The organism is Streptomyces cyaneus (assembly GCF_004028635.1).
Taxonomy (GTDB): Bacteria; Actinomycetota; Actinomycetes; order Streptomycetales; family Streptomycetaceae; genus Streptomyces; species Streptomyces cyaneus.
In genome coordinates, this window is sequence record NZ_RQJW01000020.1 from 1 (window position 1) to 20,473 (window position 20,473).

Below are 20,473 nucleotides of genomic sequence, written 5' to 3' on the forward strand. Positions count from 1 at the left end.
AGGTGATCACGGCGACACCGGAGGACAGGTCGAACTCGCCGCCGATCATCAGCAGCGCGACCGGCAGAGCCATGATCCCGATGGTCGACGACTGGTACAGGATGTTCGCCATCGAGCTGCCGTCACGCACGGCCGGAGCCGTGATGAGGAAGAAGATCAGCACCGCGACGGCGCCGAGAAAGACGCCCACCTCGGGACGGGCGAGAAGACGCAGCGCCACTGGCCGCTGCTGGGTACGCCCGTCGGATTCCTTGCCGGGGCCGGGGGCCGGCGGTGAGGTCACCGCCGGCTCAGCCTGTTGGGTCATGTTCGTCACCGAGTGCCCTTCGCGGCGAACTTGTCGATCGTCTCGACATTCGTCTTGTCGACGAAGGCAGGTCCGGTCAGCACCGGTGCCTCGCCGCCGCCCATGTAGTTGCCGTTGTTCTTGTAGAGCCACAGGGAGTCGATCGCCAGGTAGCCCTGCAGGTAGGGCTGCTGGTCGACGGCGAACTCGATGTCGCCCTTCTTGATCGCTCCGGTCAGCTGGTTGTTGAGGTCGAAGGTGGCGACCTTCGCCTTGCTGCCCGCCTCGTCCACGGACTGCGCGGCCGTCAGCGCGTACGGGGCGCCGAGGGCGACGACGTAGTCGATGTCGCTGTCCGTCTTGAGCTTCGCGGTGATCGTCGACTTCACGGACGGCATGTCGGTGCCGTTGACGTTGAGGTTCTCGACGTCACCCTCGAAGGTCTTCTTCACACCCGCGCAGCGCTGCTCCAGGCCGATGTTGCCCTGTTCCTGGATGACACAGACGGCCTTCTTGGCGCCGGCCTCGTTCAGCCGCTTGCCGAGCGCCTCGCCCGCGACGGTCTCGTCCTGTCCGAAGAACTCCATCAGACCGAGCTTCTGCCACTCGCTCACACCGGAGTTGAGGCCGACCACCGGTATGCCCTTGGCCTTCGCCTTGCTGACGACGTCCTTCATGGCGTCGGGCTTGGCGAGGGTGATCGCGATGCCGTCGACCTTCTGGTCGATCGCGTTCTGGACCAGGTTGGCCTGGTTGCCGGCGTTCGGGTCGTTGGAGTAGATCAGCTTGACGTTGTCCTTCGCGGCGGCGGCCTCGGCGCCCTTGCGGACGATGTCCCAGAAGGTGTCACCGGCCGACTGGTGCGTGACCAGAGCGACGGTCATCCGGGGGGTGTTGGCCTTGCCCGCGGAAGCGTTCTCCCCACCCTCCTCGGCCTGCTTGCCACCGGAGCTGCTGGAGCATCCTGCGAGGGTCAGCGCAGCCGCGGCAGCCATGGCCACCATAGGGGCCAGCTTGCGGGAGCGGGGGTAGTAGCGGTCCATCTTTCCAGCACCTCACTGTGCGACGGGGGTGTGCGACGGGGGGAAAGGGATGATCACTGGATCCATGGCCCGGACCCCTGGGAAGTCCGGGTCGTGTGCCGTAGAACACGGCGGGTTCGCTGGGAAGGGATCCAATCCCTGGATGCGCCCGCTGTCAATACTTTGTTAAGACATCATTTCACACTCAGGTCCGAATGTAAGTACAAAGTATTGACAGCGTCGGCCTCCACGCCCTACACCTGGGAGGCGGCAGGCCCGCTGGGACCCGCACCCCCTGTCCAGCTGTAGGAGCGTCGCGCATGGCCGAGTCAGCCAAGTCCTTCGACTTGATCACGATGGGAAGGATAGGAGTTGATCTCTACCCCCTGCAGTCTGGCCTACCTCTGACGCAGGTGGAGACGTTCGGCAAATTCCTCGGTGGCTCGGCCGCGAACGTCGCCGTCGCCGCCGCCCGGCTGGGCCGTACCACCGCGGTGATCACCCGCACCGGCGACGACCCGTTCGGCGCCTACCTGCACGAGGCCCTGAAGGACTTCGGCGTCGACGACCGCTGGGTGACGCCGGTCGCGGCGTACCCGACGCCGGTGACGTTCTGCGAGATCTTCCCGCCGGACGACTTCCCGCTGTACTTCTACCGGCAGCCTAAGGCGCCTGACCTGGAGATACATTCCGACGAGCTTGACTACTGGGCCATCCGCTCGACCCGGGTCTTCTGGATCACCGGCACCGGCCTGAGCGAGGAGCCGAGCCGCTCCGCCACCCTCGCCGCCCTCAAGGCGCGCGACAAGGCGGGCACCACGGTCTTCGACCTCGACTGGCGCCCCATGTTCTGGCGGGACCCGGAGGAGGCCCGCCCGTACTACGCCGAGGCGCTGCGGCACGCCACGGTCGCGGTCGGCAACCTCGACGAGTGCGAGGTCGCCACCGGCGTCCGCGAGCCGCGCGCCTGCGCCGAGGCGCTGCTGGCGGCCGGCGTCGAGCTGGCGGTGGTCAAGCAGGGCCCCAAGGGCGTGCTGGCGGTGCACCGCGACGGCACGGAGGCCGAGGTGCCGCCGGTGCCGGTCGAGGTGGCCAACGGGCTCGGCGCGGGCGACGCCTTCGGCGGCTCGCTGGTCCACGGGCTGCTGTCCGGCTGGGAACTGGCCACAACCATGCGGTACGCCAACGCCGCCGGCGCCCTCGTCGCCTCCCGCCTCGCCTGCTCCTCCGCGATGCCCACCGAGTCCGAGGTCGAGGACCTCCTCGCGCAGGCGTCGTGACGGCCGACCGAGCATCCCTGAACGGAGCTTTCCTTTGAGCATGACCATCCCCGACCTCACCGCGGTCAGAGCCCGGCACCCCGAGGCGATCGCCGAGGCCGCAGCACGCCGGGTGCGCCGACCGCTGATCGGCGACAGCGGCCGCCTGATGATCGTGGCCGCCGACCACCCGGCGCGCGGCGCGCTCGGCGTCGGCGACCGGAGGTTGGCCATGGCCAACCGGGCCGATCTGCTGGAACGTCTCTGCATCGCGCTGTCGCGGCCCGGCGTCGACGGGGTGCTGGCCACCGCCGACATCCTGGAGGACCTGCTGCTCCTCGGCGTCCTCGACGACAAGGTTGTCATGGGCTCCATGAACCGCGGCGGCCTGGCCGGGGCGTCCTTCGAGATGGACGACCGCTTCACCGGTCACCGCGCCGAGGACATCGCCCGGCTGCGCTTCGACGCGGGCAAGCTGCTGGTGCGCATCGACTACGAGGACGCGGGCTCGCTGACCACCCTGGAGACCACGGCCCGCGCCATCGACGACATGGCCGCCCGGCAACTCCCGCTGTTCGTCGAGCCGTTCATCTCCCGGCGGATCGACGGCCAGGTGCGTAACGACCTGTCCGCCGAGGCCGTCACGAAGTCGATCGCCATCGCGTCGGGTCTGGGCGGCACTTCGGCGTACACCTGGCTGAAACTGCCCGTCACCCATGACCCCGACGACATGGCCGAAGTTCTTGAGACGTCCACGCTCCCCGTCGTCCTGCTCGGCGGTGAGGTCGGGGGCTCCGCCGAAGAACAAGCCGGGGCGTACGAGCGCTGGCGCAAGGCGCTCCGGCTCCCCACCGTGCAGGGGATGGTCGTCGGACGCTCGCTGCTCTACCCGGCCGAGGGCAGCGTGGAGACGGCGGTGGACACGGCCGTCGGCCTGTTGTGACCCGGATTGTGAGGCGGAGAACACGATGACCTATCACCTTCCCGCGGGAAAGGCGCTCGGCGGCCCGTACGTCGTGGACGTCACGCCCGAGAAGGCCGGCTGGGGCTACTCCAGCCTGCGGATCCTGGAGCTGCCGCCCGGCGGCTCGCACAGCTTCGACACCGGTGACAGCGAGTGGATCGTCCTGTCGCTGAGCGGAGGCTGCACGGTCGAGAATACGGACGATTTCGGCCATGACACCTTCCGACTCACCGGCCGTGACAGCGTGTTCAGCGGCGTGAGCGACTTCGCCTACGTGCCGCGCGATGCCCGTACGACCGTCTCGTCGACCGGCGGCGGACGGTTCGCGCTGACCGGCGCGCGCTGCACACGGCGGCTGCCCGCCCGGTACGGCCCGGCGTCGTCGGTGCCGGTGGAGCTGCGCGGCACCGGCAACAGCAGCCGTCAGGTGAACAACTTCGGCGCGGCCGGGGTCTTCGAGTGCGACAAGCTGATCGCGGTCGAGGTGATCACGCCGGGCGGCAACTGGTCGTCCTTCCCGCCGCACAAGCACGACGAGCACCGCCCCGGCGAGGAGTCGGTGCTGGAAGAGGTCTACTACTTCGAGTTCGCCGACCACGACGGCACCCCCGGCCTCGGCTACCAGCGCGTCTCCCCGTCCGGACACGGCCGTAACACCGACGTCCTGGCGGAGGTGCGCGGTGGCGACGTCGTGCTGATCCCCGACGGCTGGCACGGGCCCTCCATGGCAGTGCCCGGCCACCACATGTACTACCTCAACGTCATGGCGGGCCCCGAGGCCGAGCGCGCCTGGCTGATCTGCGACCACCCCGACCACGCCTGGATCCGCGGCACCTGGCCGGACCAGCCCGTCGACCCCCGTCTGCCCCTCTACACCGCTCCATCCCAGTGAGGTCCTCGATGAGCCAATCCACCGTCCGCCTGACCGTCGCCCAGGCGCTGGTGCGGTTCCTGTCCGTCCAGTACACCGAGCGCGACGGTGTACGGCACCGGCTGATCGCCGGCACCTGGGGCATCTTCGGCCACGGCAATGTGGCCGGCATCGGCCAGGCCCTGGTCCAGGCGGGCGAGGACGTCATGCCGTACCACCAGGGCCGCAACGAGCAGTCCATGGTGCACGCGGCCGTCGGCTACGCCCGTCAGCTCAACCGCCTCTCGGCGCAGGCGGTGACGACGTCCATCGGCCCCGGCGCGACGAACCTCGTCACCGGTGCCGCCCTCGCCACCATCAACCGTCTGCCCGTCCTCCTCCTCCCCGGCGACTACTTCGCCTCGCACGCCCCCGACCCGCTGCTCCAGCAGCTGGAGCACCCGACGGAGGCGGACGTGTCGGTCAACGACACCCTGCGCCCGGTCTCCCGCTACTTCGACCGGATCACCCGCCCCGAGGCCCTGATCCCGTCCGCGCTGAACGCCATGCGCGTGCTCGCCGACCCGGCCGAGACCGGCGCGGTGACGCTGGCGCTTCCCCAGGACGTCCAGGCGGAGGCGTACGACTGGCCTCAGGAGTTCTTCGCCGAGCGCGTCTGGTACGTACGGCGCCCCGCGCCCGACCCGGTCGAGCTGGCGGAGGCCGTCGAGGCGATCCGGGCCGCCGAGCGCCCGCTGATCGTGGCGGGCGGCGGCGTCCACCACAGCGAGGCCGAGGCGGCGCTGAAGGCCTTCGTCGAGGCCACCGGCATCCCGGTCTCCTCCACCCAGGCCGGCAAGGGCTCGCTGCGTTACGACCACCCCGCCGACCTCGGCGGCATCGGCCACACCGGCACCTCGGTCAGCGACGACATCGCCCGCGCGGCCGACCTGGTGATCGGCGTGGGGACGAGATACACGGACTTCACGACCGCCTCGGGCACGCTCTTCCAGAACCCGGACGTACGCTTCCTGAACCTCAACATCACCGGCTTCGACGCGCACAAGCTGGCCGCGCGCACGCTGGTCTGCGACGCGCGGGCCGGGCTCACGGCCCTCACGGAGGCGCTTTCCGGCCACCGGGTGGACGCGGCGTACGAGGCCGAGTACGGCGCCGGCAAGGAGCGTTGGGACGCAGTGGTCGAGGCCGCCTACCGTGCCGACGACGAGAGCGCCGTACCGACGCAGACCCAGGTGCTGGGCGCGCTGGACGCGGTCGTCGGCGACGACGACGTGGTGATCAACGCGGCCGGTTCGCTCCCGGGCGACCTGCACAAGCTGTGGCGGTCCCGCTCACCGCGCCAGTACCACCTGGAGTACGGCTACTCCTGCATGGGCTACGAGATCCCGGCCGGGATCGGCATCCAGCAGGCCGCCCCGGACACGGCCGTGTGGTCGCTGGTCGGCGACGGCACCTACCTGATGATGCCGACGGAGATCGTCACCGCGGTCCAGGAAGGGCTGCCGGTCAACATCGTCCTGATCCAGAACCACGGCTACGCCTCCATCGGCGGCCTGTCGGCCGAGATCGGCGCCGAGCGCTTCGCCACCGACTACCGCTACCGCGCCGCCGACGGCACCTTCACCGGCGCCCCGCTCCCCGTCGACCTCGCCGCCAACGCGGCCAGCCTCGGCATGGACGTGCTGCGCGCCAAGACGGTGCGCGAGCTGCGCGAGGCGCTGGCCACGGCCCGTGCCTCCGACCGGCCGACCTGCGTGTACGTCGAGACCGACATCCTGAACCCGACCTCGCCGGGCGCCGAGGCCTGGTGGGACGTGCCCGTGGCCGAGGTCGCCTCCCGCGAGGCCGCCGTCGAGGCCCGCGAACGCTACGACCGGAACGTCGCCGAACGCCGTCACCACCTCTGAACTCCCCCTTACGAAAGGCCCTTTCGCACCATGAAGACCATCACCCACTGGATCGACGGCAAGCCCGTGGAGGGCGGCTCCGGCCGCTTCGCCCCCGTCTACAACCCGGCCACCGGCGCCCAGGAGAAGCAGGTCGCCTTCGCGACCGTCGACGAGGTGGACGCCGCCGTCGCCTCCGCCAAGGCCGCCTTCGAGAGCTGGGGCCAGTCCTCCCTGGCCAAGCGCACCGCGATCCTCTTCAAGTACCGCGAGCTGCTCGACGCGCACCGCGACGAGATCGCCGAGCTGATCACCGCCGAGCACGGCAAGGTGCACTCCGACGCGCTCGGCGAGGTGGCGCGCGGTCTGGAGATCGTGGAGCTGGCATGCGGGATCTCCGTGCAGCTGAAGGGCGAGCTGTCGACGCAGGTGTCCACCCGGGTGGACGTGGCCTCGATCCGCCAGCCGCTGGGTGTGGTCGCCGGCATCACGCCGTTCAACTTCCCGGCCATGGTGCCGATGTGGATGTTCCCGCTGGCCATCGCGTGCGGCAACACCTTTGTGCTGAAGCCGAGCGAGAAGGACCCGTCGGCGTCCTTCCGGCTGGCCGAACTGGCCTCCGAGGCCGGACTGCCGGACGGTGTGCTGAACGTCGTGCAGGGCGACAAGGTGGCCGTGGACCGGCTCCTGGAGCACCCGGACATCGAGGCGGTCTCCTTCGTCGGCTCGACGCCCATCGCGAAGTACATCCAGCTCAAGGCAGTTGAGCACGGCAAGCGCGTGCAGGCCCTGGGCGGCGCCAAGAACCACATGCTGGTCCTGCCCGACGCCGACCTCGACTTCGCCGCCGACCAGGCCATCAACGCCGCCTACGGCTCGGCGGGCGAGCGCTGCATGGCCGTGTCGGTCGTGGTCGCGGTCGGCGACACCGGCGACGAGCTGGTCGGCAAGATCGCCGAGCGCGCGAAGAACCTGCGCATCGGCCCCGGCAACGACCCCGCGTCCGAGATGGGCCCGCTGATCACGCGCGAGCACCGCGACAAGGTGGCGTCGTACGTGGCGAGCGCGGCCGAGCAGGGCGCCGAGGTCGTCGTGGACGGCACCGGCTACTCGGTCGAGGGCCACGAGGACGGCTTCTTCCTGGGTGTCTCGCTGCTCGACCGGGTGCCGCTGACGGCCGACGCGTACCGGGACGAGATCTTCGGCCCCGTGCTGGCCGTGGTGCGCGCGGAGACGTACGAAGAGGCCATCAAGCTCATCAACGACTCCCGTTGGGGCAACGGCACCGCGATCTTCACCCGCGACGGCGGCGCCGCCCGACGCTTCCAGCTGGAGGTCAAGGCGGGCATGGTCGGCGTGAACGTGCCGATCCCGGTGCCGGTCGGCTACCACTCCTTCGGTGGCTGGAAGGACTCGCTCTTCGGTGACCTGCACATCTACGGCAACGACGGCATCGCCTTCTACACCCAGGGCAAGGTGATCACCACGCGCTGGCCGGACCCGTCCGACGGTGGCATCAACCTCGGTTTCCCCAGCAACTCCTGACACCCTGACAGGGAGGTCGTCCCATGGCGAAGACCCGCGGCTCAGCACGTGCCGTGTCCGCCTCCGCGCTGGACTCGCTGGACTTCGCCCTGGACCGGGGCAGTCCGGTGCCGCTGTACTACCAGCTCGCCCAGCAGCTGGAGGCGGCGATCGAGCACGGGGCCCTCGCCCCGGGCAACCTCCTGGGCAACGAGGTCGACCTGTCGGTGCGGCTGGGCCTGTCCCGGCCCACCGTCCGGCAGGCCATCCAGTCGCTCGTCGACAAGGGGCTGCTGGTCCGGCGGCGCGGGGTGGGCACCCAGGTGGTGCACAGCCAGGTCAAGCGCCCGCTGGAGCTCAGCAGTCTCTACGACGACCTGGAAGCGGCCGGCCAGGGTCCGACCACTCAGGTCGTCCGCAACGAGCGCGTCCCGGCGACCGCCGACGTCGCGGCCGCGCTCGGCATCGCGGAGGGCGCGGAGGTCACGGTCCTGGAGCGGCTGCGCAGCACCCACGGTCAGCCCGTGGCCATTCTCTGCAACTACCTCCCCGCGAGCCTGCTCGACCTCGACACGGCCCGCCTGGAGTCGACCGGCCTGTACCGGATGATGCGGGCCGTCGGCATCACCCTGCACAGCGCCCGCCAGACCGTCGGCGCCCGCTGCGCGACCGCCGAGGAGGCCGAGCGCCTCGACGAGAAGGAGGGCGCCGCGCTGCTGACCATGCAGCGCACGGCGTACGACGACACGGGTCGGCCGGTCGAGTACGGGACGCACATCTACCGGGCGTCCCGGTACGCGTTCGACTTTCAGTTGCTGGTCAGGGTTTGAGGCTCGCGGTGAACGGGGTGACCGGCCGGTCCAGTCGTTCGCCGTCCACGGTGATGTCGACGGCCTCGTTGTAGAAGGCCACGAGCCCTTTGACGGGGCCCACCGCGGCCAGCGGCTCGGCGTAACTCCAGACGATGTTCCGAGGGACCTCACCCTCACCGCTCCAGGTCCAGTACTGGGCCGTGCCCTTGTACGGGCACCCGGTGCGGTGGTCGGTGGGCTCGAACAGGTCGAGCCGGACGTCCTCGCGGGGCATGTAGTACCGCGTCGGCAGCCCGGTCTCGAACAGCAGCACCGGGCGGTGGGTGTCGGCTACGAGGGTGCCGTCGATCTCGATCTGGACATGGCGGCTGCTGGGCATGGCGTCCACCCGTTTGTGCGGGTCGCGCGGGTGGACGAAGATCTCTTCCTCCTCCTCGTACCAGTGGTCGAGGCCGCTCCCCCAGCGCCGGAACCACTCGAAGGAGATGTGTCCGGCGAGGTCGGCGGCCGGGAAGGTCCATGCCGCGTTCTCCACCAGCTCTCCGTCGACTTCGAGGTCGTAGAAGGTGTGTGAACCGGTGTGTTTGCCCGTCGGTGGGTTCTTGGCCGGGCGGAGGAGGTCCGTGCGGACGTCGTCACGCGGGAACGTGTAGCAGGGCACGGGCAGGTCGGGCTCCCACACGAGTACGGGGTGCCGGCTGTCGACGACGGTGACGTCACCCTTGCGGCCACGCACCCAGCGCTCGCTGGGCTCCCACAGGAGGCCTTCGGGGGTCGTACGGACGTTCCGCTCGTTGGGGAACAGAGGCATGGCCCACTCTCCTTCGGCTCCGTTTCGGAGCGTACTCCCGCAGCGTTCGGAGGGCCGGGTGGTCAGTGGGCCGCGTCGAGCCGTGCCCGCTGCTCCGGGGTCAGCTCCAGGTCCACGGCGGCCAGGCTCTCCTCCAGCTGGGCCACGGACGACGCGCCGACCAGCGGGACGATCGGCAGCTCGGCGCCGATCTGCCAGGCCAGGACGACCTGGTTGACGGTGGCCCCGGTCTCCTGGGCGACCTCGCGCAGTACGGTCAGGCGGGCCGGGGTGCCCGGGTGGTCGAAGTCGGCGGGGAGCCGGTCCGGGTGGGTGTAGGCGCCCTTCAGCAGCGGCGAGTAGGCGACCAGGGTGAGGCCGGGCTCGGCCCGCAGATAGCTGAGCAGGTCGGGGCCGGCGTGGCCGAGGCTGCCGTCGGGGAAGAGTCCCTCGGGTACGTCGAAGCGGGGCCGCAGGTGGCTGTGGGCGTACTGGAGCACCTCGTAGCCGGGCAGTCCGGCCGCGGCGGCGAGGGCGCGGGCCCGCTCCACCCGCCAGATCGCGTGGTTGCTGACGCCGAGGAGACCGACCGAGCCCTCGCTCACCAGCTCGGCGAATCCCTCGACGGTCTCCTGGAGGGGGACCCGCTGGTCCTCGATGTGGGCGTAGAGGAGGTCCAGCTTCGCCACGCCGAGCCGGTCGCGGCTGCGCTCGGCGGACTCGCGGATCACCTTCGCCGACAGGCCCTCGGCGTTGTCGACGTAGCTGGTGCCGGGGGCGAGCGGGCGGGCGCCGAGCTTGGTGGCGATGACGATCTCCTCGCCGATGCCACGACTGCGGCGCCACCGGCCGAGCAGTTCCTCGCTCTGCCCGCCCTGGCCGCCGTCGGCCCAGAAGGCGTAGTTGTCGGACGTGTCGATGAAGGTCCCGCCGGCCTCGACATAGCGGTCGAGCACGGCGAAGGAGGTCTCCTCGTCGGTCTGCGAGCCGAACAGCATCGCGCCGAGCGCGAGGACGCTGACCTCTCGGCGGGTGTCCGGGGTGGTGCCGATGGTGCGGTACCTCATGTCGTTCCCTCCCGTTCGTGCCCGCGGTCGGGGCACGTGAATGGAGTCTTCAGGCTGGAGCGCGCTTCAAGTCAAGCGCTCCCGTGCGACCGCGGCCTTGCCATCAAGGGACCAATGGTGCAAAGTTGTACATATACGCCGTAAACATACGGTGCACACCAGCAGGAGTGTCCTGCCATGGCGAGCAGACCAGCCGAGGGAAGTGAAGCTCCGTGGACGCCGTCGACCGTTCTGGTCACCGGCGGGGCCGGCTTCATGGGCAGCCACGCCTGCGTGGAACTCCTCGACCACGGCTACGAGGTGATCGTGGTCGATGACTACTCCAACAGCACTCCGCAGGTCTTCGCCCGTATGGAACGGATCGCCGGCCGCTTCGTCGGTGCGGTCTACGAGCTGGACATCCGTGATCGACACGCCCTGTCGGCCGTCTTCGACCGACACTCCGTGGACGCCGTTGTGCACTTTGCCGCGCACAAGGCCGGGGGCAGGTCGACGCGGATGCCCGTCGAGTACTACGACACCAATGTGGGTGGCACGACCGCCCTGCTGGGGGCCATGCACGAGCACGGGGTGCACCGGCTCGTGTACCCGTCGTCCTGTGCTGTCTACGGCGACGCCGGACACGGGCCGCTGGAAGAGACCACGCCGGCCCGGCCCACCAGCCCGTACGCGGCCTCGAAGTGGATCTGCGAGCAGATCCTCGCCGATGTCTGCCGCCGCCGCCCCGAGTACAGCGTGTTGTGCCTGCGGTACTCCACCCCGGCCGGGGCCCACCCCAGCGGACTGCTCGGCCAGGATCCCCGCGCCACGCCCGGCCACCTGCTGCCGTATCTCGCCCAGGTGGCCGACGGCCTGCGGGAGCGTCTCGAGGTCTTCGGCGACGACTACCCGACCCATGACGGAACCGCGGTCCGCGACTATCTCCATGTCATGGACGCCGTCGAGGCGCACCGCGTCGCGCTCGACCACCTCGGCGACAGGTCGGGCATGCGCGTGTACAACCTGGGCGTCGGAGAAGGCAGTTCCGTCCTCGATGTCGCCGCCGCGTTCTCCAGGGAGTGCGGCCGGCCCATCCCTCATGAGGTCGGGCCCCGCCGCCCGGGAGACGTCGCCGAACTCGTCGTCGACCCGACCGCGGTGAAGCGGGCCTGGGGCTGGCGTCCCACCCGGGATCTCGCAGGCCTGTGCCGGGACGCCTGGCGCTTCCAGCGGCTCAACCCGCACGGCTACGCCGACTCCTCCTGGCGACCGGACGCGAAGGAGTAGCGCCGTGTGGCTTTCGACTGTCCGCACGGCCCGTGGGGCGGGCCGACAGCGGAGCCTGGCACGGCTGTCGCCGGGACGCCTCATGACCCTCGCCGAGGGTGGGGGGAGGAGGTGCAGCAGGTCGCCGACCGGGCCTATGATCGTTACTGGAAGCGCAATTTGGCACATTCCGCGCGGCCCGGTGTCCTCCGATTCGGGGAGGCGCTTGACCTTGCTGCCGGCCCACCGGCTGATGGCCGCCCACGTCGCGCTGGTCGGGGCCATCACCGGCCTGTACATGACCGTCCCGGACCTGCTCACGCCGCTGTGGGCCGTCATCGGGCTGGCGGGGGCTGCCGCCGTCCTCACGGGTGTGCACCTCCACCGGCCCGCGCACCGATGGCCGTGGTGGGTGCTCGCCGCCGGGCTGCTCGCCTTCGCCGCGGGCGACACCTACTACAACGTGCAGGAGGCCTATTTCGCCGCGTCCAATCCGTTCCCGTCCCCGGCGGACGCCTGCTACCTCGCCGTGTATCCCTTGTTCGCCGCGGGTCTGTTCGGTCTGGTGCGGTACCGCTGGGTGGGCCATGATCTGCCGAGCCTGCTGGACGCGCTGATCATCACCGCGGGGCTCGCCCTGCCGGTCTGGGTGTATCTGGTGCAGCCGCTCGCCCGCCTGGAGGGCCTCACCTGGCAGCAGCGTGCGATCAGCATCGCCTACCCGCTCGGGGACATCCTGGTGCTGGCGCTCCTCGTACGGCTGCTGGCCCCCAGCCCCGGATCCGGTCCCAACCGTGCCGTCCAGCTGCTCGTGCTGGGCACGCTCACCCTGCTCTGCTTCGACATCGCCTACGGGATCCTCCAGCTGAACGACACATGGCAGACCGGCACACTGCTGGACTCCGGCTGGATCGTCTTCTACACAGCTTGGGGGCTGGCCGCGCTGCACCCCTCGATGGCGGAGCTGACCGCGTCGGATTCCCAGCCGCAGTCTCTGCTGCCGCCCTGGCGCCGACTTCTGCTGCTCACGGCGGCCACGTTGATCCCACCCGCCATCCTGGTGTACGAGGAGCGCGCGGGTCACGTGCGCGACGCGGCGGTATTGGGCCCGTTCTCAGCTGTGCTGTTCCTGCTGGTGATCCTGCGGCTCGCGGTGATGGTCGCGGCGCACCGCAAGGCCGTGGCGCGGGAGCAGGCGCTGCGCACCGCGGCCGCCTCACTGGTGGCCGCGTTCTGGCCGGAGGAGATCGCCCGGACCTGCGACACGGCGATCGCCACGCTGTTCGGCCCGAAGACCCCGCATGTGGCCATGCTCCTGTCGGCCCGGGACGCCCAGGACCTGTACGAGCGACTCGCGCGGTCCCCCATCTGGATCGACGGCCGACCGGTCACGGATCGTGCCGAGCCGTCCTCGAACAAATCGCCCGATCCCGCCCTCCACCGCACCCTCCTGCTCCCCATCACCGTGTTGGGGCCGGAGATCGCCGCCCGGCTCGGGGGCCTGCCGACCACCCTGGTCTGCCCCATGGTCCAGCCCGACCGCCCGGCCGGTGGCGAGCTTCCGGGCGCGCTGATGGCGGCCGGCCCACAGCGGCAGCTCGCCGAGATGCGCGGCTCGCTGGAGATCCTGGCCTCGGAGGCGGGGCTGGCGACGGAGCGGATCGCGCTGCGGCGGGAGATCATCCGCACGGAGAGCGAGGCGTACTTCCGCACCCTGGTGCGGAACGCCACGGACGTCATTCTCATCGTCAACGACGACGCAACCGTCCGCTACGCCACTCCGTCCGCGCAGGCCGTGTTCGGCAGCAGCGTCGAGCTGACCGGGAGGCACCTGCCGGAACTGCTCGATCCGCAGGATCGGGACCGGGTGATCCGCACTCTGACGACCCTGCGCAACAGCGGGCGGCAGGAGGCGCACGACCACTGGTGGGTGGTGCGGGAGGGAGCGCGCATCGAGGTGGAGGTACGCTGCCGCGACCTGCGACAGGACCGGACCGTGGGCGGTCTGGTCGTGACGTTGCGGGACGTCACCGAGCAGCGTCAGCTGGAGCACGAACTCACCCAGCGGGCCTTCCACGACTCGCTGACCGGTCTGCCCAACCGGACACTGCTGCTGGAGCGGACGGAGCGTGCGCTGCTGCGCAGCCGCCGTGAATCGACGATCACCTGTCTGCTCTTCATCGACCTGGACGACTTCAAGATCGTCAATGACACGCTGGGCCACTCGGTCGGCGACCGGCTGCTGTGCGCCGTGGGACAGCGCCTGTCGTGGACGCTGCGCCGTACGGACACGGCGGCCCGGCTCGGCGGCGACGAGTTCGCCGTACTGATGGAGGACGCGAAGCAGCCCCTCGACGCCGAACTCCTGGCCGCGCAGGTGATCCAGGCGCTCAACCGGCCGTTCCAACTGGCGGACGAGTCGGTGAGCATCTCCGCCAGCGTGGGTGTGGCCACGGCCAGGGACAGCCCGAACGCCGAGGAACTGCTGGCCCTCGCCGATCTGGCCCTGTACGCGGCCAAGGCGTCCGGGAAGCGCCAGTGGCGCCGCTACCAGCCCCAGCAGCGCGCCCGCGTGCTGGCACGCCACGACCTGCAGGCGCGCCTCAACAGTGCGATCGCTCAGCAGGAGTTCACCCTGCGCTACCAGCCGGTCGTGGACATCCCCGCGGGCGAGGTCGTGGGCTTCGAGGCGCTGGCCCGCTGGCCGCGCCTGGGAAGCGAGCCCGTCCCACCGGGGCAGTTCATCCCGCTCGCCGAGGAGACGGGCCACATCTCGGCGCTGGGCACCTGGGTGCTGCATCACGCCACGGCCGACATCGCCCGGCTGCAGCACCACGCCCGGCGGACCGGACCGCCGTATCTCAGCGTCAATGTGTCCGCCCGGCAGTGGCGGGACACGGGCTTCCTGGACGAGGTGTGCAGGGCCCTGGACACCGCCGGTCTGGCACCCGGCACGCTGCAGCTGGAGCTCACCGAGTCGGTGCTCATGCAGCGGACCGAGCAGATCGACACGCTCATCGGGACGTTGAAGGACCTCGGCGTGCGCATCGCGGTCGACGACTTCGGCACCGGGTACTCCTCATTGCGCTATCTCCGGGACTTCCCCATCGACGTACTCAAGATCGACAAGTCGTTCATCGACGAGGTCCCCCAGGATCCCCGACAGGTCGCCCTGGTCGAGGGCATCATCCACCTGGCCGACACGCTCGGGCTTCAGGTGATCGCCGAGGGCATCGAGAACCAGCAGCAGTGGGAGCTGCTGGCGGACATCGGCTGTGGGTACGGGCAGGGCTACCTGTTCGCCCGGCCGATGACGGTGGAGCAGGGAGAGGCCGTGCTCCAACAGCACGGCGGCGTCCGGCCGTCTCCTCGGGCCTGAACACAAGGGAGCAGCACCATGCGAGCCATCGACCTCGACGTCGGGATCCCGGGAAGTAGGCGTGACCCACGGTGGGAGGACCTCGACGACCTGCGGCGGACGAGCCCCATGAGCGACGCCGTGCTGGACGAGGTGCGCGGCCGGCACATCCGCAGCGGTGACCACTGGCTGATCGACTTCGCTTCCTGCAACTACCTGGGCTTCGACTGGGACCCCGAGATCATCGACGAGATCGAACCGGTCGTACGGCGGTGGGGGACGCACCCCAGCTGGTCGCGGCTGCTGGGCAGCCCGCGGCTCTACCCGGAGATCGAGGAGCGGCTCGCCGCGCTGCTCGGAGCGCCGGACACACTGCTGCTGCCCACGGCCACCCTGATCCACGCCTCGGTGATCCCGGTCCTCGCCGAAGCGGGCCATGTCTTCGTCGAGGCCAGAGCGCACAAGACCGTGTACGACGGCTGCGTGTCGGCCCGGGGCCACGGCGCCCGGCTGCAGCGCTTCCACGCCGACCGGCCCGACGAGCTGGACGCCCTGCTGCGGGCCCTGCCGTCCGACGGCCCCCGGCTGGTCTGCCTGGACGGTGTCGACAGCATGAGCGGGAACAGCCCCGACCTGCCGGTGCTCGCCCGGATCTGCCGGGACCGGGGCGCGACACTGTACGTGGACGACACCCACGGTTTCGGTGTCATCGGGGAGCGGACCGCAGCGGAGTCCTGCCCCTACGGATCGCGCGGCAACAGCGTCGTCCGGCACACGGGTGAGACCTACGACGGCATCGTGCTCGTCGGCGGCTTCTCCAAGGCGTACTCCTCGCTGCTGGCCTTCCTCGCCCTGCCCTCCCGGCTCAAGGACCACCTGAAGACCGCCGCCGGCCCGTATCTCTACTCCGGCCCCTCGCCGACGGCGTCGCTGGCCACGGCGCTCGCCGGTCTGGGGGTCAACGACCGCCGGGGGGACGCCATCCGTGCCGATCTCCACCGCAAGACCGTGCGGGTGCTCCGACACGTCCGCGGCCTCGGCCTGGCCACCCCGAGCATCCGCGAGTTCCCGATCGTGGAGATCCCGCTCGCCGACGCCGCCGATCTGGAAGCGGTCGCCCGGTTCCTGTGGGAGCGCGGCATCTACGTGACGCTCGCGGCCTACCCCCTCGTCCCCCGGGACCGGGTCGGCTTCCGGATCCAGGTCACGGCACTCAACTCCGACGAGGACATCGACCGGCTCAACGACACGCTGAGTCTGCTGGCCGAGCACCGCGTCCTGAGGCGCAAGAGGTGAGCCGGGAATGCCCACGTCCAAGGCCCCAGGTGCCGTGCCGATCCGCAACGACGACGTGGACTGGGACAGCTGGCCCGTCCAGGACTACCTCGCCGAGAACTACCGCGAACTGCACCCGTCCGACGCGGCGGTCATCGCCCACCACGCGGGGCTGTACCGGGAGCTGGCACCCGGGAGCATCGCACGGTCCGTGGAGTTCGGTGCCGGACCCAACCTGTACCCGCTCATGCTGGCCGCCTCCGCCGGCCGCCGCGTCGACGCCGTGGAGGCGGGTGCGGCCAACGTCGCCTATCTGACCGGGCAGCTCCACCTCGGCCCCGACGCCAGCTGGCAGCCCTTCTACGCGCTGTGCAGGCGGAATGTCCCGAGCCTTCCGGCCTCCCTTCCGGAGGCACTGTCGCGGGTACGGGTCGTGCACGGCGACGTCCGGGCCCTGCCGCCCGGCATGTACAGTCTCGCCTCGATGCACTTCGTGGCCGAGGGCGCGACCGAGGACTTCACGGAGTTCACCGAGTTCTGCCGCCTCTTCGCCCACTGCGTGGTCCCGGGCGGGTATCTGGTGGCCGCGTTCATGGAGAACATGCCCACGTACCGCATCGGCCGTGCCTCACGCTGGCCGGGCTGCCCCGTGGACCCGGACGCCGTCCGGGAGGTGTTCGCGCCGCTGACCGAGCGGCTCTCGGTGACCCGGATCAACGCCGACCCGACGCTCCCGGACTACGGCGACTCGGGGATGGTGCTGATGACAGGGCGAACGCCGTCTCCACCAGGGCGATGTGGCTGAACGCCTGCGGCGCGTTGCCCAGTTGACGACCCGCGTCCGGGTCCCACTGCTCGGCGAGCAGACCGACGTCGTTGCGGATGGCGAGGGCCCGTTCGAAGACCTCCCGGGCCTGCCCGGGATGCCCGGTGGCGGCGAGTGCATCGGCGTACCACAGGGTGCACGCCACGAAGGTGCCCTCGGGGCCGCGCATGCCGTCCACGTCGTGCACGCCATGCTCTGCGGGGTCGTACCGCCGGACGAACCCACCGTGGTTCAGCCGCTGTGCGGCCCGAACCGTGCCGCGCACCCGCTCGTCCCGCGCCGGCAGGAAGCCGAGCCGGGGGATCAGCAGGGCCGAGGCGTCCAGGGCCGAGGAGCCGTAGAACTGCACGAAGGAGCCCTGCCGTGCGTCCCACCCCTCCCGGCAGACCTCCCGGTGCACCTCGTCCCGCAGAGCCCGCCACTGGGCCGAAGGGCCGTCGCGGCCGAGCATCTCCCCCATGCGCAGCGCCCGGTCGGCGGCCACCCAGACCATGACCTTGGAATGGACGAACTGCCGCCCCGGACCGCGTACCTGCCACAGCCCTTGATCGGGTTCGCGCCAGTGCCGCACGAGGTGGCTCATCAGCGCCTCCACCAGGCTCCAGACGCGGGCCGGCATGGTGATCCCTGCCTGCAGCGACAGGCAGAGGGCGTCCATGACCTCGCCGTACACATCCAGCTGGAACTGGCCCTCCGCCGAGTTCCCGAACCGGACCGGCCGCGATTGCTCGTAACCCTGCAGCCAAGGCGCCTCGGTCTCGTGCAGGAGCCGCTGTCCCGCGACGCCGTACACGGTCTGCAGCTCGGCGGGGTCACCCGCGATGGCTCGCATCAGCCAGTTCAGCCATGCCGTGGCCTCGTCCCGGTAACCGCTGCGCAGCAGGCAGGACAGGGTCAGGGTGGAGTCGCGCAGCCAGCAGAACCGGTGATCCCAGTTGCGTTCGCCCCCGATGCATCCGGGAAGCGAGGTGGTCGGCGCCGCGACAATGCCGCCCGTGGGGGCGTAGGTGAGCGCCTTGAGGGTGATGAGGGACCGTACCACCGCGTCCCGCCAGGGTCCCTCGTAGCGGCACTGGGCGGTCCAGCGCCGCCAGAAGTCACAGGTCTCCTTCAGTGCCGTTTCCGCCGGGACGGAGAGCGCAGCGGGCGCCCCGGGAAGGTGCGACGGTGACCATACGAGGGTCAGGGCCAGCCGGTGACCGGCCGGGACCGTGAAGTCGAGCACGGTGGAGTCCTGCTGGTCCGGCACGCGTACCGGCCCGTCGGCGTGCAGCCAGACGGCGTCAGGCCCGGCCACCGCCACCGTGCCGGCCTCGGCGTCCCGGACCCACGGCACGACACGGCCCTGGTGGAATCGCAGCCGCAGCTCGCTGCGCATGGGCACGGAACCCGACACGCCCTCGACTACGCGGACCACGCACGGCGCACGCGGCGGCATGAAGTCCGTGACCCGAACCGTGCCGCTTGCGCCCCGCCACTCGGTTTCGAGGACCAGCGTGCCCTGCCGGTAGTGCCGACGCGTACAGCGCCCACCCACACGCGGAGCCACCCGCCAGAAACCATTGGCCCGCGTGCCCAGCAGCGCGGCCAGACAGGCGGGAGAGTCGAATCGCGGCAAGCACAACCAGTCGAGGGACCCGTCCATGCCGACCATCGCGGCGGTTTCCAGGTCGCTGATGAGGGCGTAATCCTCGATGGGGGAACTCATGATCGGAGTACGCCGTTGTGCACTTTGCCGCAGTTCCAGGATACGACGGTCACGGCTGACGGTCATCCGGGCATGGCCGGATGCCACGTCGCAGCGGTCGAGCGGTAAGGAGAGGGCGAATGAAGAACGACCCGGAGGCAGGTCCGGCCCGGCGTGCGAGTGACCGCGGGCGGCACGGCAGGCTCAGTCGGGAGCGGGTGCTGGCCGCCGCACTGGAACTGGTTGATCGCGAGGGTCTCTCCGCCCTGAGCATGCGTCGCCTCGGCTCCGAACTCGGCGTCGAGGCCATGGCCCTGTACCGCTACGCGGCCGGCAAGGACGCGCTTCTGGACGGGCTGGTCGAGGCCCTCTACCTGGAGCTGGAGGACCGACTCGGCGAGGCGTCCGGCGCGGGGGCGGCACCGGCCGAAGGCACCGGTGCCGGGCGGCCCGAGTGGCGGGCCGACCTGCACCGCATCGCCCTGATCACTTATGAGGTCTGCCTCGCCCACCCTCGGGTGGTGCCGCTGATCGCCACGCGCATGATGGCGGTTCCACTGGCCCGGAGGCCGTCGGCGGTCCTCAGAGACCATGAGCGGGTGCTCGCTCTGCTCCGGGGGGCAGGGCTCGACGAGGAGCGCACCTGCGCCGTCTTCCACGCCTTCACCGCCTGGGTCCTCGGATACGTGTCCGTGGAGCTGAGGGCCATGGTCGACAACCCCGACGAGCCGGACCCCGCCTTCCGTCTCGGCCTGCACCGCATGCCGCCCCATGAGCTGCCCACGCTGCGCGCGATCGCCCCGGCGCTCGCCGAGCGGGGCGGACCGGAGGGCCTGGCCGCCGGGGTGGACGCGGTGATCGACCGTTTCGTCGGCGCACCCTGAGAGGCGCTCAGCGGGCGAACGGCCCCTCCAGCGCCGCCCACTGGAGCAGCATGATGGTCTTGGCGTCGGCGATCTCCCCGGTGCGGATCATCTCCAGGGCCCGGCGGAAGGGCAGTTCGACGATCTCGATGTCCTCGCCCTCCTCGTCCAGGCCACCGCCCTCGTGGGTGCGGGTCGAGGGGCCGTAGGCGGCGGCGTAGAAGCTGACGCGTTCGGTGACCGAGCCGGGGCTCATGTAGACGTCGAAGACGTGCCGGACCTCGCCGATGGTGTGCCCGGTCTCCTCCACGACCTCGCGCCGTACGGCGATCTCCGGGTGCTCGTCATCGTCGTCGAGGAGCCCGCCCGGCGTCTCGACGAGCATGCCGTCGGGGTGGCCGTTGACGTACACCGGGAAGCGGAACTGGCGGGTGAGCAGGACGGTTTCACGTTCGGCGTCGTACAGCAGCATGGTCGCCCCGTTGCCGCGGTCGTGCGTCTCGCGCTGCTGGGTGCTCCAGGTGCCGTCGGCGTGCTGGAAGTCGAAGGTCGTCGTGCGCTCGACGTACCAGTGGCTGGACAGCAGCTGCACGTCCCGCACCTTGACCCGGGGGTTGCCGGTCAGGTCCCGGCCGGTCTGGTCGAGTCCGGTGCGGCCACGGCGGTCGGGGGTGTCGATGCCGGCGGTCATCGGGCACCGGCCGGATGGATGAACGAGTTGGTCATGGCCCGCTTCTA

General features: G+C 70.4%; 16 protein-coding genes and 1 pseudogene. 11 read left to right on the forward strand and 6 right to left on the reverse strand.

From position 1 onward, the window contains the following. Together EHO50_RS39645 and EHO50_RS39650 are read right to left on the reverse strand one after the other, a co-directional pair. Positions 1-307, reverse strand: a pseudogene (locus tag EHO50_RS39645) (ABC transporter permease); the annotation flags it as partial. Positions 308-312: 5 nt separating this feature from the next. Further along, positions 313-1,329: a sugar ABC transporter substrate-binding protein gene (locus EHO50_RS39650; protein ID WP_128436706.1), complete on the reverse strand. Its 1,017-nt coding sequence runs from the start codon at positions 1,327-1,329 to the stop codon at positions 313-315. A 299-nt stretch (positions 1,330-1,628) separates the two neighbouring features. On the opposite strand from EHO50_RS39650, the gene iolC reads away from it, so the two are divergent. From iolC to EHO50_RS39680, 6 genes are read left to right on the forward strand one after another with little or no spacing between them, the layout of a single operon-like run. Further along, positions 1,629-2,588: a 5-dehydro-2-deoxygluconokinase gene (gene iolC / locus EHO50_RS39655; RefSeq protein WP_128436707.1), complete on the forward strand. Its 960-nt coding sequence runs from the start codon at positions 1,629-1,631 to the stop codon at positions 2,586-2,588. A gap of 34 nt (positions 2,589-2,622) precedes the next feature. Continuing rightward, positions 2,623-3,510, forward strand: coding sequence for a Cgl0159 family (beta/alpha)8-fold protein (locus EHO50_RS39660; RefSeq protein ID WP_164905078.1), 888 nt, complete (start codon positions 2,623-2,625; stop codon positions 3,508-3,510). Between the two features lie 25 nt (positions 3,511-3,535). Then, positions 3,536-4,423 carry a 5-deoxy-glucuronate isomerase gene (gene iolB, locus EHO50_RS39665; protein WP_128436709.1) on the forward strand — a complete coding sequence of 296 codons (888 nt, stop codon included), beginning with the start codon at positions 3,536-3,538 and terminating at the stop codon, positions 4,421-4,423. A gap of 8 nt (positions 4,424-4,431) precedes the next feature. Beyond that, positions 4,432-6,309: a 3D-(3,5/4)-trihydroxycyclohexane-1,2-dione acylhydrolase (decyclizing) gene (iolD, locus tag EHO50_RS39670; RefSeq protein WP_128436710.1), complete on the forward strand. Its 1,878-nt coding sequence runs from the start codon at positions 4,432-4,434 to the stop codon at positions 6,307-6,309. A gap of 30 nt (positions 6,310-6,339) precedes the next feature. Then, positions 6,340-7,833, forward strand: coding sequence for a CoA-acylating methylmalonate-semialdehyde dehydrogenase (locus EHO50_RS39675; RefSeq protein WP_128436711.1), 1,494 nt, complete (start codon positions 6,340-6,342; stop codon positions 7,831-7,833). A 23-nt stretch (positions 7,834-7,856) separates the two neighbouring features. Continuing rightward, positions 7,857-8,642, forward strand: coding sequence for a GntR family transcriptional regulator (locus tag EHO50_RS39680; RefSeq protein WP_128436712.1), 786 nt, complete (start codon positions 7,857-7,859; stop codon positions 8,640-8,642). Here the strand turns inward: EHO50_RS39680 and EHO50_RS39685 are convergent. Together EHO50_RS39685 and EHO50_RS39690 are read right to left on the reverse strand one after the other, a co-directional pair. Then, entirely contained in the window at positions 8,632-9,435 is an 804-nt protein-coding gene (locus EHO50_RS39685) for a DUF427 domain-containing protein (protein WP_128436713.1), read from the reverse strand. The genes EHO50_RS39680 and EHO50_RS39685 overlap by 11 nt on opposite strands. Before the next feature lie 62 nt (positions 9,436-9,497). Further along, positions 9,498-10,481: an aldo/keto reductase gene (locus EHO50_RS39690; RefSeq protein WP_128436714.1), complete on the reverse strand. Its 984-nt coding sequence runs from the start codon at positions 10,479-10,481 to the stop codon at positions 9,498-9,500. A gap of 177 nt (positions 10,482-10,658) precedes the next feature. Between EHO50_RS39690 and galE the strand changes: the two genes are divergently transcribed. The 4 genes from galE (at position 10,659) to EHO50_RS39705 (ending at position 17,164) form a co-directional block, all read left to right on the forward strand. Next, a complete protein-coding gene (galE, locus tag EHO50_RS39695) occupies positions 10,659-11,747 on the forward strand; it encodes a UDP-glucose 4-epimerase GalE (protein WP_128436715.1) in 1,089 nt (362 codons plus the stop codon). Positions 11,748-11,952: 205 nt separating this feature from the next. Then, a complete protein-coding gene (locus tag EHO50_RS39700; RefSeq protein WP_342787052.1) occupies positions 11,953-15,105 on the forward strand; it encodes a putative bifunctional diguanylate cyclase/phosphodiesterase in 3,153 nt (1,050 codons plus the stop codon). An 18-nt stretch (positions 15,106-15,123) separates the two neighbouring features. After that, positions 15,124-16,380 (forward strand): aminotransferase class I/II-fold pyridoxal phosphate-dependent enzyme, encoded by a 1,257-nt coding sequence (locus EHO50_RS45935; RefSeq protein WP_342787053.1) that lies wholly within the window; start codon positions 15,124-15,126, stop codon positions 16,378-16,380. A gap of 7 nt (positions 16,381-16,387) precedes the next feature. Continuing rightward, the gene (locus EHO50_RS39705) at positions 16,388-17,164 is read left to right on the forward strand and encodes a class I SAM-dependent methyltransferase (RefSeq protein ID WP_246101820.1); all 777 of its coding nucleotides are present in this window, start codon (positions 16,388-16,390) and stop codon (positions 17,162-17,164) included. On the opposite strand, the gene EHO50_RS39710 is transcribed toward EHO50_RS39705, so the two are convergent. Beyond that, positions 17,073-18,893: a glycoside hydrolase family 15 protein gene (locus EHO50_RS39710; RefSeq protein WP_128436716.1), complete on the reverse strand. Its 1,821-nt coding sequence runs from the start codon at positions 18,891-18,893 to the stop codon at positions 17,073-17,075. The genes EHO50_RS39705 and EHO50_RS39710 overlap by 92 nt on opposite strands. Positions 18,894-19,012: 119 nt before the next feature. On the opposite strand from EHO50_RS39710, the gene EHO50_RS39715 reads away from it, so the two are divergent. Further along, positions 19,013-19,756 (forward strand): TetR/AcrR family transcriptional regulator, encoded by a 744-nt coding sequence (locus EHO50_RS39715; RefSeq protein WP_128436717.1) that lies wholly within the window; start codon positions 19,013-19,015, stop codon positions 19,754-19,756. Between the two features lie 7 nt (positions 19,757-19,763). On the opposite strand, the gene EHO50_RS39720 is transcribed toward EHO50_RS39715, so the two are convergent. Beyond that, positions 19,764-20,426 (reverse strand): NUDIX domain-containing protein, encoded by a 663-nt coding sequence (locus EHO50_RS39720; RefSeq protein WP_128436718.1) that lies wholly within the window; start codon positions 20,424-20,426, stop codon positions 19,764-19,766. Positions 20,427-20,473 lie beyond the last annotated feature (47 nt).